Genomic DNA, 11,955 nt, shown 5'->3' on the forward strand with positions numbered 1-11,955 from the left:
TTTGACGTTGGGAGATCGTAAAACAGTTACGTATCTTGAGTAGAGATTTATATTTAACAAAGCTGTTGTAAATCCACTCAGAATTTTTTACATGAAGCGATCTGCTTCCTCAGTCCCAACATTCGACTCAATGATCTTGACGACGATTCAGGCTCTACAAATTTTAGGTGGGTCTGGAACAACCGAAGAGATTTATGAAAAAGTAGTGCAGCTTCTCAACGTTCCTGATAAAGTTCTTGAGATTCTGCATGGTAGTACATCACAAAGCGAGGTTGAATACCGACTTGCGTGGAGCCGGACTTATTTAAAGAAGTATGGGCTTTTGCAAAATTCAGCCCGTGGCGTATGGTCTTTAGTTTCAACTTCAATCAATCTCAATGATCTTGATGCCAAAGAGATTGTTAGGGCGGTTCGGGATGCTGATAAAAACAAGTCTGCCTCTTCAGGTTCATCAGACGAGACTATCGCAGCGATCGAGACTTTAGAAGGGCTTGCGTGGCATCAACAACTTCACAAAACGTTGCTATCGCTTGATCCATTTGCGTTTGAGCGTTTGGCACAGCGATTACTTCGTGAATCTGGTTTTATTCAAGTACAGGTTACGGGAAAATCTGGCGACGGTGGAATTGATGGTGTTGGAATTGCCCGTATCAACGGCTTCTTGAGCTTTCACGTGCTCTTTCAGTGCAAGCGCTACCAGGGTTCAGTAACAGCAGGTCAAATCCGAGACTTTCGTGGGGCAATGCAAGGGCGTACTGATAAAGGGTTGTTTATAACAACTGGTACATTCACTAGAGACGCGATTAAAGAAGCCACGCGAGATGGCGCACCACCAATTGACTTGATAGACGGCGAGCAGTTAGTTGAACGCTTAAAAGAGCTAGGTCTTGGCGTCAAGATAACAATGATTGAGTCTGTTGAAGTTGATGTGGGCTGGTTTGAAAAGATTTGAGGTGTAAAACAGCCAATCTGCTAGCATTTTGCGGTAGGTCTAAAGATTGACAGTTTTAGGAAGCTTCTTGCTGCCTTTTACTCTCCAAGTATGCTGCGATCGCTTCAGAAACGTCGTCCTCAGCCCTATAAACCCGTGAGTTTGGGTTCTCAGCATGTCGTCTATCCAGATAGGCTTGCAAGGCTTCGTCGTCAGACCGATGCTCTAAAACATACGCTCGAAGTTGTGGAGTTGTCATCATAGCGAAGTCTGGTTTCACGCTCATACAAACCTCCAATCTCCATTCGAATCGATCTCAATATTAATGTCTTCTTTTGACAAAATGATCACATGCCCAGTGCGCATATCGATCGTCACCAGATCAATCGAGCAGTATTTGCTGGTTAAATCACAGCAAAGCTGAAAACATCTCAACGCTTGTGCTGTAGTGTACATTCTATTCTCACCCTCAATGTCTGCCTAGATATAACCTCACAGGATACCCGATAGAGACAACAGGGTTAGTGGACAGTTGCGGCCTCATAACAAGACGTATGATGCTGGGTGACACTTAAAACCACCTATACAAAGCTACTTGTAGAAGCGAGTGGCAAAGTTTTGCGATCGCGTTGGTGATAACTCCCGTGCTTTGAGAATAGCCGCAGCGAGGAAGGCATACGACAGTAGCCCCACCAGCGCTAGAAAGACGGGACTAATACTACCGACTGTGTTCCAGAGGGCGTGGAGTCCAGAGGCGGTGAAATAGCCGATGCCCAGGATGAGCCAGCGGCGGCGCGATCGCAGTACGCTCAGTCCAATAAAGTAACCCAGGTAACCACTGTAGGCCATGTGCCCTGCCACCGAACCCAGGACGCGTGGAATCAGCAGTTGCAAGCTAGCGAGTTGAGCAGCACCTTCGCCGGACGATAGCGTAGCTTTATACACTTCAGGCAAATACTGCGCTAGCGTTTCCAGTAAAGTGAAACCAACAGCAGAGGCGCTGCCTAGCAAGATGCCATCCAGAGGTTCCCAAACGCCGATGCGTTCTCGATTGGGCGATCGCAGCTGTGTACCCAGCCAATAGGCAGCAAAGACTGGAATCGCTTTCAGCAATTCTTCCATCAGCCCTGCACCAAAAAACATCTTGACTAGCAAGATTGGCAAGGCAACTGGCGCATCACCTGTGGGCAAGTCGCCCGGTAAAACTTGCCGAAACACAAAAACGAACAGCTTGAGCACTGGGCTCAGCAGCAGCAATAACGTAAAGACAGCGGCTCCAGACAGAATCCACCAGGGTTTATGCTTACCACATAGTTCGTAGACAAAGTAGTAGGCAGCACCGGCAAGATACGCTGCCAGCAGCATATTGAACGCCAATGGATTGCCGACCGCCACAAACATCAGCACCACAAAAGCAACAGTAATGCCGCCCGGAAGCAAATATGCTTTATGGGTGAGTTGTCGGCCTGTAGAAAGAATTGGAAAAAGCTGTGTCAGACTAATAGCATCCGGTTCAGGGCGACGGCGCGGTGGACTGGTGGCTGCGAGTCGATCTGGCACAGAAGGCGGTTTACGACGAGTCACTGACGGCAGATTCACGTTCGCCGATGGTGGCGGTGGAGCAGGGATGACTCTGGATTGGCACTCAAAGATAAACTCAGGCCCGTTCTGACCCAGCGTAATGCGATCGCCGGGTTGCAAAACCCGATACTCTCGTAGTCTTTCTCCATTCAAAAGCGTACCGTTAGCGCTGCTAAGGTCACCAACTTGCCAGAAACGGGTGCCCTCTGGCGACTCAAAACCTAACACTGGTTTCACTTCTGCATGTCGTCGCGACACAGCCCGATAGACCAATGGGTCCAAGACAACCTGACAATGTGGATCACGCCCAAGTATGACCGTCTCCGTCATCGATAGCGGATACAGGGGTTGTTCTCCAACGTTGTCACCAGAAGGTAACAGCCGCAGAAATGTTGTGTAACGATCCGTTCCCGTCATTGTCGGGGGATTCTGACCAGTTTCTAAAGGGGCTAAGTGGTTAAAAACTACCTGTAGTGATAGCTGCGTTTCCTCTTCTCTACACCCTACACTGTCTACCCTACCTTCTGTCTACTGGTTTGCCCGCGTATCGCGCACAGCCGCCAGGAAAAACACAACCGTGAGAGGCACACTGACTGCCAAAATAACTCCCGTCAACACATTGCCTAGCTGCGGAATACCTGATGCTAGCTCGAAGACTGAACCGACAGCAGCGATCGCGGTAATGCACGATCCACCCAGAAACACACCACTCTTTGGAGTCACGTTGCTTTATTCCCAAGTTTTAAGTTTTGAGCTTTAGGTTGTGAGCTGGCGGCTGGAACACCTGGCTCACAACTCTCAGTTTTCTACAGGCTTCACTGCATTCGCAGAAAAGCCGTGCTTGGTAAGTGCCTCGTTTAACATGAGCGCATTTTCGACCCGGTCAACGAACAACACACCATTCAGGTGATCAATCTCATGCTGGATGCAGCAAGCTAGCAGACCCGTTGCTGATAATTTTTGTGGGCGACCCTGATCATCCTTATAAGACACTTCGATCGCGGCGGGACGCTTGACATCAAGATAAACGCCTGGAATACTCAGGCAACCTTCTTGAGTCACCGCAAGCTCCCGACTCGCTTGCTTTACAACAGGATTGATCAAAATCAAGGGTGGTGTTGCGGCTTCATCGGGCTCACAATCAATCACAATCAGCTGCTTGTTGACACCAGACTGGGGCGCTGCCAAGCCAATACCATCCGCGCTATACATGGTTTGCAGCATTTCGCGCACCAGCTGCTTTACCTCAGCATCAACCTTCGCGATACGCTTTGCGGGCTGACGCAGCACGCGATCGCCCAACCGATAAATGGTTAGGGGTGGCTTTGCTAGCTTCTTTTTCTCAACCAAAACCTCAGCAGTCATGAATCTATCACTCGCAGCGAACGTCTGATGTCGGAATGATTCCGCCTTATTTCTATAGTAGCCAATTCTGATGGCGGACTGGCAGTCTGCCAGCAATTGATTTTTCTTGAAGACCCCAGTTTGTGAGTAACCAGCACTCGGCAGATCGCTCAGTGTGATAGCGAGTAACCGTCTTACGGCGGTCTGCAGGCCAAGGCGGTACACATCTGGAACTTAATGAGCTATAGCCTTTTTCATTCCTGCCGCCTGCTGTATCTAACAAGCGACTAAAAACGGCGATACCGGTCTCAAATGCTACCGATGTATCCATAATTATTTTGCTGAGTGGCTGCTTTGTCTTACAATGCACCCATTAAAACGACTTTGATCAGGGAGAAGTAAAAAGTTTATGGCACGCACTAACGGCGGTTTTTTAGCTGATTTCCAAAAGTTTGTTTTGCAGGGCAACGTGATTGATCTAGCGGTTGCCGTGGTGATCGGCGGCGCGTTTGGCAAAATTGTCGAGTCTTTCGTTGGCGATATTATTACACCTGCGCTTTTGGGCCCTGCATTGAAAGCTGCTGGCGTTGATGGGATCGAAAAGCTATCGGCTAACGGCATTAAGTACGGTGTTTTTCTCTCTACCGTCATTAATTTTCTAGTGATTGCCTTCGTCATTTTCCTGGTGATTCGCGCCTTTGAGAAGGCGAAAAAGCGGCTCTCTCGGCATGAGGCGGTCGAAGTAGCAGCACCTGACCCCACTATTGTGGCGCAAGAACGCACAGTCGCCGCGCTCGATCGCCTCTCAAGCGCATTAGAAACCCGCAGTCTATAAGTTACGAGTGACCAGCCAGGATGGCAGGTATCAAGACGCGATCGATCACATGAATCACGCCGTTGTCGGTCAAAATATCCATTTTGACGACAGTAGCATCGTTTACCTTGATACTGCCATTGCTATGGTTGATCGCCAAAATTGATCCCTCTTCTGTAGGGGCTTCTTCAATCTGGGCTAAGTCGTCCGATCGCGCATCGCCAGACAAGATGTGATACATGACAATGCGTTTGAGCTTGGCGTGATCTTGCAAAAGTTCGTCTAACGTCCCCTCTGGCAGCGTTGCGAACGCTTCATCTGTAGGAGCGAGTACAGTCATGGGGCCTTCGCTCTCCAGAAAAGCCGTTAGCCCTGCCGCATCAATGGCGGTGAGTAACGTTTTAAAATTACCTGCACTAGCGGCTGTTTTAACTAAATTTGCCATCGATTTGCTCAGCTCTCGTAGTCTTACCTGTCTATCAGTAAGGGCTGAATGGCTGCAATGCATCCCTCAAAGGAGAGACCCGCACTAACGGTTGCTGCGCGACTCACGATCGCCCAGTTGCCGCAGAAAAAATTCTTCTAACGAGGGGCGCGCTAGATTGACGGTAATGATTTGGGCACCCATCAGATTCAGGCTGGAGAGAAAATCGTACGGATCGCCCTTGAGTTGTCCCTGCCAGTAACCGTCCCGAAAGTCTAGATTCAGCATGCGTTTTTTGATGACATCCAAGCTACCGCCACGACCTTTGATGGTGTAAGTTTCGGCAACGCCCAGAAGCTCGTGCAAGGAACCGCTACAGATCAAATCGCCTTCAGCGAGAATGGCAATGCGATCGCAAACGATTTCCACATCAGACAGCACATGACTGTTGAAGAAAATCGTCTTGCCCTGCGCTTTGAGCGAGAGAATAATCTCGCGAATCTGGTAGCGTCCCATCGGGTCTAGCCCTGACATCGGTTCGTCGAGAAAGACTAGCTCTGGATCGTTGATCAAGGCTTGCGCCAAGCCAACGCGCTGCAGCATCCCTTTAGAGTATTGACGTAGCTGCTTTTTGCGAGCCGCTGACTGTGCCAAACCAACGAGATCGAGAAGTTGGGGAATGCGCTGTCGCTGCACCGATCGCGGGATCTGGAACAGTCCTGCAGTGAATTCAAGGATTTCCCAGCCAGTGAGGTAGTCGTAGAAATAAGGGTTCTCAGGTAGATAGCCAATCCGTTGCTTGACCGCGCGATCGCCCAGCGGCGCTCCCAGCAACAGCCCTCGACCAGCCGATGGACGGACAATGCCCAACAACGTTTTGAGGAGAGTCGTTTTGCCAGCACCGTTGGGCCCTAGCAGCCCAAAGGTTTCTCCTTGCAACACTTTGAGGGTGCAGCCTTTGAGAGAGACCACTTTCTGATTGAGCCAAAAACCAGCCCGGTAGGTTTTCCTCAGCTCATAGGTTTCCACCACGGGTGGGTGGTCAACCGGGGAGAGAGCGCTGGTAGAGTCAATGACAGTAGGCATGTAATTCAAAAGTCTGACAAATTTGCTAATTGGCGGGTCTGAAAGCGCGATGAGGGCGGACTATGAAAACCAACTGTACATGAGATTATGAACTCTAGCAGGTGGTTGTATGGCTTTGTGCACATACAGCCAAAGACGATTTTCAATCATCTTTAATCCCAGCTTTACGGCGATCGATTCTCTATTTTGCCGATCATTTGATCCGTTCGGCGGAATCCCCCAAGATTCTGCCGAAACGCTTAAACTTTGTTTATACGTTCTTAGGCTTGGAGCCTTGCTTAAGTACAGTGGGCTTAGCTGCAAGACTTTTCTAGCTGTGATTAGGTTTCCCGCTTGACGCGCTAATTACAACAGACAATGAACGAACCGATAACGCAGAGGAGAACCGATGGACCGTTCGAAAATTGTGGCGATCGTGACTGGAGCAATCGCAGTAGTGCTCAGTCTTGCTTACTTGGTGGTTGTACAACTGCTGGATATGCGCGGTGAGATGGTGCCCGCACCAATTGGTTGGATACCGCTCATGAATGCGATCGTTCAGGTTCTCGTTCACTAATTTACACTGGGTTGCTATTGCTTTGGCTAAAGGTTCTCCGCGATCGTCCCTGCGTTGGCTCTTTACAGCAGGCTTGTTACTGGCTGCATAGCCACACTGCTCTCCCTGACAGGCTATGTGGGAGCGCTGCACTGGTATTTAGATTTAACGACACACTTCAAACGACAGTATCTGCTCGTGGGTGTCTTTACGTTGGCGGCTGGCTGGTTGTGGGGCGATCGACGTTGGCGTCACGGGTTGCTCAGTGTGAGCCTGCTCTGCATAGCGCTCAATCTCGTTGAAATTGTGCCGTGGTATGTTCCCCAGCCAGCAAGTGCCTCGTCACCAGCAGTGCCATTGCGCCTGCTGCACTCGAATATGCTGGTGAGAAATCGGCATTACGACAGCGTCATTGCTCTGGTGAGAGACGTGAAGCCGGACATCGCCATTTTTCAGGAAGTGAATGCTGGGTGGCTAACGGCGTTAGAGGCCATCCGCGATCAACTTCCCTATTCCTATGCTGAACCTAATGCTGTTGGCTTTGGCAATGTCATTTACAGCGCGTTACCGCTTGAGCAGCCGTCAGTAAAGTTTTTGGGGCAGACGAAAGTTTCAAGTATTGTGACACGGGTCAAGAAAGGGGAAAAAACGGTGACACTGCTGACAACCCATCCACCCCCACCGATCCGACCAGCACTGTTTCAGTCGCGCAATCAACTGCTGGCTGGGATCGCACCGTATGTACGATCGCAAACGAGCCCAGTGATACTTGTCGGCGATTTCAACGTTAGTCTTTGGTCGCCTTACTACAAGCGCTTGGAGGCTGACAGTGGCTTGCGAAACAGTCGTGCTGGCTTCGGCATTTTGCCTAGCTGGTCGCCCCGTCTTGGCTACCGTGGCTGGCGATTCCCATTGACCACTGCCTGCTGAGCCCAGAGCTCGTGACGCTGAAGACACAGATAGAACGCTATGTTGGGTCTGATCACCGGCCACTGCTGGTAGAGTTGGCAATTCCGTAAGCCTGTATCTTTCTCCAACTTGTGTGTGTTTTCCAACTTGGTCAGGTGAAAATTTCCCCCTGCGATGTTCCACCTGGGTAGCGGTTTGGGCACGTTGAGATCAGCCTGATTGGATTGATCGAAACTAGCCGCTCCAGTCATTGCGCTACTTGCCAAGAGAACTTTAGGAGAAAACATGTCTAAACGTAAATTACCTCGCGGTGGTGGTACCCAGGTTGCTTTAAGTCCAGAATTGGCGATCGCCGCGATCGGGCTTTTCTCTGTTTATGCTGATGGTGAAGCTACTGGCGACATGGAAGCCGAAGCGCTCGGCGAAATGCTATCGGCGATCGACCTGTACGAAGATTACTCGGAAGAAGACTTTGCCGCGCTGGGCACCGAGGTTGGGAATCTGATCAACGAAGAAGGAATTGAGGCTGTCGTAGCGCAGGCGATCGCCACTGCCAGAGACGAAGGCATTCAAGAAGCAGCGTTTGCGGTTGCTGCATACGTCGTTGCGGCCGATGGAGAAGTGCCTGAAGACGAACAGGAGTATATCAACAGCTTGTTTCAGGCGTTGGGCATTTCGGAAAATCGGGCAAACGCAATCATTGACGAGCTGTTTTCGGAAGAGGACGAAGAAAACGAAGAAGACGAAGAGGAATAAGCGTCGCTGAAGTTTCTGCTGGGTATAGGATTAGCCCCCTGTTGCTTTATCTCGGCTTCAGGGGTTTTTTAGTGCGATCGTGCGATGAAATTGAATCCCAAAAGTGTCCTCACGAGCGATTCCACTCCTCTAAATCGGCATCAAGTTTGGCTTTGAGTTCCAGGGGCAGCTGGACTTCGGGCAAAAGCGGTTGATCGTCTGTGTCAGAAGGTTCGCGATCGAGATTCAGCGGTTTCACCACGCGAGTAATCGCTTCCTGGACAAAGGCGCGGACAAACTCATCCTTGCGGTTCAGCTGAAATTGTCGCTGCACCACTTCAGTCATGCCACCATCGCCCCAATCCTGGTCATGACGAAAGTATTCGATAAAGCTTTTGCCAGCAATGCGGGTCAGGTAGGCTGCGCTGACGCCTTGGATGGCACGGCCCACTAGAAGACCGCCCAAACTAAATTCCAGAGCCGTTGCCACTAGCGTCAATACGCCTTTGACAATGCCCAAACTCGCCAGCGTTTTGCCCAGCGACAGCGCCAGTTCTCGCCCTCGCTCCAGGTTGATCTCGCAGCCGTAGAGTCGGCCAATTTCGACGACCATTTGAGCGTTGATGGCCGCTGTTGCTAACAGATCCACCACAGGTAGAGGCGTAACAGCAATGACCCCAGCGCTAATCCACTGGAAGCGATCGACAATTTTTTCTGCCTGCCGTCGTCGTTGGGCGTCAATCAAGTAACGGGCTTTCTCACCCAAACGCTGGGACTGCAGCAAGATGTTATCGGCAATCAGATCCTCGCCTTCAGCGCGCAGCACAGCCACCATCCGGCGAATCAGGGGCATGATATTAGGATCAGGCTGAACGGTTTCGCCCTCCAGAACGATCGCAGCCGGGTTCGCGGCCGTCGCAATCACATCGGCTGGAGCCACCAGACCACGCACACGTCCTCGTAACTGCGCCAGGATCACATCGCGATCGCTGTCCGGGTAAAGGTCAGCTTTGTTGAGGATGATGAGCGATCGCTTGCCAATTTCTGCCAGCGTTTGTAGCGGGTCGTATTCCGACTGGCGCAGATCGTTGTCCAACACAAACAACAGCAGATCGGCTTCAGTGGCTAATTGTCGTGCCAGTTGCTCTCGTTCCGTCCCAGCCACACCTGCTTCGAGAATGCCCGGCGTATCGATGATGAGAATCTTACGATTTAGACCTTTCAGCTTGAGAGCATAAGTTTCGCCAACTTCGGTCGTGCCCATCGCGGCACCAACCTTGCCTGCCATGCGCCCAATTAACGCATTCACCAGCGATGTTTTGCCTGCTGACCCTGTGCCGAAAACGACAATTTGCAGGTTGCCCCGTGAAAGGGTTTGCTCAATCTCGCGCGATCGCATCAACAACTCTTGCCGCGCCACCTCATCTTGGATCTGGCTCACCTGCTGACGCACTGCTTTTAGTGTTTCTTCAGCCGCTTCTGTTTTGGCAGCGGGCACCTGGGGGCTGCGGCGAGCCTGCTTACGGCGCTGTTGAGTGCGAGGCACCACAAACAAATAGTAGATCAAGGCTCCAACAAGAACTGCCAGCAACGCCACGATCAGCACCAGCAATGCCTGAGATAGCAGCGGGTACGCATAAAGCTGCCAGGAAAGCCGAGTGAGAGAATCAATCAGCCAGATTATTAGCCCCAAAATCAGAGCTAGACCAGCGAGCAGAATAAGAAGGCGCGACGGCGGCATGAAGACATCTGTGATTTACCTGCCTTTCATTCTAGTTCCCTACTTTTTTTTGGATGCGCACGGCCTTGTCCGAAAAGATTGTTAAGCTTGCTGCGATCGACACCTTAGAAAGCTACTGTAACCAGAGATGCCAGACGGCTCACAGCTCTGGCAACACGAGTTGTTGTGTACAAACGTTGAAAAAAGGAATCTTATGGGACTTTTCGATGCAGTCTTGAGTGCTGTCAGCAACCCTGGTCAGCAGGCAAGCCCAGGTCAGCTTGGCGCCATCCTGAGTACCGTTCAGCAACTCAGCAGCAATCATGGCATTGATGCAGGCACGACACAGACGCTGGTGTCGGTGGTTGGTGGCTACGTGCAATCGGCCTTACAGCAGCAGCAGTCTGCCGCTGGCACCGAACAGGTGCAATCAACGGTGAACCAATACAGCGGCACAGGAGCCAACCCCCAAGCAGTCGAAGCGGTACTTGGTCCAGCGATGCAGCAGCAAGTCGTACAGGATCTGATTCAACGGACAGGGCTTGACCCACAGACGGTTGAATCGCTCCTGCCAACGCTGGTGCCACTGGCGCTAAATTTCCTCCAAAGTGGTCAACATACTGGAAACCCGCAAGCCGGTAATCCAGTGTTGACTGCGTTTCTAGATGGCAACCACGATGGCAGTCTTGATCTAGGCGACGCGCTGAATATGGCAGGTCAATTCTTTGGTCGTTAGAGCAAAGCGGTCAGCAGTCAGTGTTCAGCGGTCAGCTTTACATTCAAGTATCGTGGATTTACGTACTGCTGCTTTTCCGTTCTGATAGTAAATGCTTTATCTTCTGAAAATTGCTTCTACTTCCAGGCTGATAGCTGACCGCTGATCGCTACTTTTTCAACGGTGCAATACCGGCTCGATCGAGAATCTGCGGAATCAAATCTTCGCGCTTGACTGCCATCATATGCACGCCCTGACACAGTTGGCGGGCTTGCTGCACCTGCTCGGCTGCGATCGCCACCCCTTCTTGCAGTGGATCAGAGGTGCGTGCCAGTCGATCGATGAGATGGTCAGGGATCTGCACACCAGGTACACAGCGGTTGATAAACTGTGCATTTTTCGCCGACTTCAGCAAGAAAATGCCAGCCAGGATGGGCTTATTGCAGCCAACAGCAAGCTGTGTCATGAACTTTTCAAGGCGATCGAAGTCCGAAATCAACTGGCTTTGAAAAAACTGCGCACCGGCTGCCAGCTTACGCTCAAAGCGACTTTGTAGACCAGACCAACTCCCACATTGAGGATCGATCGCAGCGCCTACAAAGAGTTCCGTTGCGCCATCGGTGAGTGGTTTGTCGTTAAGGTCAAACCCGGCATTGAGCTTGTGGATCAGTTTCAGTAGACGCACCGATTCCAGCTCAAACACCGCTTTTGCCTGAGGGTGGTCGCCCGCTTTGATCGGATCGCCCGTGAGTGCCAACACATTACGAATGCCTAGTGCCTGTGCGCCCATCAGGTCTGCTTGCAAGCCAATGGCATTGCGATCGCGACAGGCGACCTGCCAAATCGGCTCAATGCCCTCTCGCAACAGAAGCGCCGATGCCGCCAGAGAAGACATCCGCAGCACTGCCCGACTACCATCCGTAATATTGACGCTATGCACCCGTCCCTTGAGCAACCGTGCCATCTCAATCATGTGAGCGGGATTGCCCCCTTTCGGTGGCATCACTTCCGCAGTAATGAGGAAGTCGCCCTGTTGAGCGGCAGCGCGGAAGGTGGATGTCGGAGGTCGAGTGTCGGGTGCGCAGGGGACGGTATCAGACATGTGAAACAGACAGAGAATAAGACGCATGAGACGTTGCGCCCATACAAATTAGTATAGGT

The 11,955-nt window shown here is 51.3% G+C and carries 15 protein-coding genes; 6 read left to right on the plus strand and 9 right to left on the minus strand.

Translation table 11 applies throughout. From position 1 onward, the window contains the following. The first annotated feature begins 91 nt into the window (after window positions 1–91). Window positions 92–952, plus strand: coding sequence for a restriction endonuclease (locus C7B82_RS14465; RefSeq protein WP_106256990.1), 861 nt, complete (start codon window positions 92–94; stop codon window positions 950–952). Window positions 953–1,007: 55 nt separating this feature from the next. On the opposite strand, the gene C7B82_RS14470 is transcribed toward C7B82_RS14465, so the two are convergent. From C7B82_RS14470 to def, 5 genes are all read right to left on the minus strand, one after another. Then, window positions 1,008–1,217: a DUF6887 family protein gene (locus tag C7B82_RS14470; RefSeq protein WP_106256991.1), complete on the minus strand. Its 210-nt coding sequence runs from the start codon at window positions 1,215–1,217 to the stop codon at window positions 1,008–1,010. Beyond that, on the minus strand, window positions 1,214–1,387 hold the full coding sequence (locus C7B82_RS35120) for a DUF6888 family protein (RefSeq protein WP_422632153.1): 174 nt from the start codon (window positions 1,385–1,387) through the stop codon (window positions 1,214–1,216). Before C7B82_RS35120 ends, C7B82_RS14470 begins: the two co-directional genes overlap by 4 nt. A 135-nt stretch (window positions 1,388–1,522) precedes the next feature. Then, window positions 1,523–2,929, minus strand: coding sequence for a PrsW family glutamic-type intramembrane protease (locus C7B82_RS14475; RefSeq protein WP_106256992.1), 1,407 nt, complete (start codon window positions 2,927–2,929; stop codon window positions 1,523–1,525). Window positions 2,930–3,040: 111 nt separating this feature from the next. Next, the gene (locus C7B82_RS14480; protein WP_106256993.1) at window positions 3,041–3,235 is read right to left on the minus strand and encodes a hypothetical protein; all 195 of its coding nucleotides are present in this window, start codon (window positions 3,233–3,235) and stop codon (window positions 3,041–3,043) included. Between the two features lie 75 nt (window positions 3,236–3,310). Next, entirely contained in the window at window positions 3,311–3,877 is a 567-nt protein-coding gene (gene def / locus C7B82_RS14485; RefSeq protein ID WP_106257127.1) for a peptide deformylase, read from the minus strand. A 388-nt stretch (window positions 3,878–4,265) separates the two neighbouring features. Between def and mscL the strand changes: the two genes are divergently transcribed. Next, window positions 4,266–4,691: a large conductance mechanosensitive channel protein MscL gene (mscL, locus tag C7B82_RS14490; RefSeq protein ID WP_106256994.1), complete on the plus strand. Its 426-nt coding sequence runs from the start codon at window positions 4,266–4,268 to the stop codon at window positions 4,689–4,691. Between the two features lies 1 nt (window position 4,692). Here the strand turns inward: mscL and C7B82_RS14495 are convergent, their stop codons facing one another. Further along, complete coding sequence (locus C7B82_RS14495) at window positions 4,693–5,115, minus strand: fasciclin domain-containing protein (protein ID WP_106256995.1); 423 nt, start codon at window positions 5,113–5,115, stop codon at window positions 4,693–4,695. 84 nt (window positions 5,116–5,199) lie between these two features. Then, on the minus strand, window positions 5,200–6,180 hold the full coding sequence (locus C7B82_RS14500) for an ABC transporter ATP-binding protein (RefSeq protein WP_106256996.1): 981 nt from the start codon (window positions 6,178–6,180) through the stop codon (window positions 5,200–5,202). 388 nt (window positions 6,181–6,568) lie between these two features. Between C7B82_RS14500 and C7B82_RS32330 the strand changes: the two genes are divergently transcribed. The 3 genes from C7B82_RS32330 (at window position 6,569) to C7B82_RS14510 (ending at window position 8,380) form a co-directional block, all read left to right on the plus strand. Continuing rightward, complete coding sequence (locus C7B82_RS32330; RefSeq protein ID WP_181357503.1) at window positions 6,569–6,736, plus strand: hypothetical protein; 168 nt, start codon at window positions 6,569–6,571, stop codon at window positions 6,734–6,736. 54 nt (window positions 6,737–6,790) lie between these two features. Beyond that, a complete protein-coding gene (locus C7B82_RS14505) occupies window positions 6,791–7,645 on the plus strand; it encodes an endonuclease/exonuclease/phosphatase family protein (protein ID WP_146141159.1) in 855 nt (284 codons plus the stop codon). Between the two features lie 264 nt (window positions 7,646–7,909). Continuing rightward, window positions 7,910–8,380, plus strand: coding sequence for a tellurite resistance TerB family protein (locus C7B82_RS14510; RefSeq protein WP_106256998.1), 471 nt, complete (start codon window positions 7,910–7,912; stop codon window positions 8,378–8,380). Between the two features lie 109 nt (window positions 8,381–8,489). On the opposite strand, the gene C7B82_RS14515 is transcribed toward C7B82_RS14510, so the two are convergent. Further along, window positions 8,490–10,100 carry a YcjF family protein gene (locus tag C7B82_RS14515; RefSeq protein ID WP_106256999.1) on the minus strand — a complete coding sequence of 537 codons (1,611 nt, stop codon included), beginning with the start codon at window positions 10,098–10,100 and terminating at the stop codon, window positions 8,490–8,492. A 193-nt stretch (window positions 10,101–10,293) separates the two neighbouring features. Here C7B82_RS14515 and C7B82_RS14520 point away from each other — a divergent pair, with 193 nt between their 5' ends. Beyond that, the gene (locus C7B82_RS14520) at window positions 10,294–10,815 is read left to right on the plus strand and encodes a DUF937 domain-containing protein (RefSeq protein WP_106257000.1); all 522 of its coding nucleotides are present in this window, start codon (window positions 10,294–10,296) and stop codon (window positions 10,813–10,815) included. A 148-nt stretch (window positions 10,816–10,963) separates the two neighbouring features. On the opposite strand, the gene C7B82_RS14525 is transcribed toward C7B82_RS14520, so the two are convergent. Then, entirely contained in the window at window positions 10,964–11,896 is a 933-nt protein-coding gene (locus C7B82_RS14525; protein ID WP_106257001.1) for a methylenetetrahydrofolate reductase, read from the minus strand. Window positions 11,897–11,955 lie beyond the last annotated feature (59 nt).

It is taken from the genome of Stenomitos frigidus ULC18, assembly GCF_003003795.1.
GTDB classification, from domain to species: Bacteria; Cyanobacteriota; Cyanobacteriia; order Leptolyngbyales; family Leptolyngbyaceae; genus Stenomitos; species Stenomitos frigidus_A.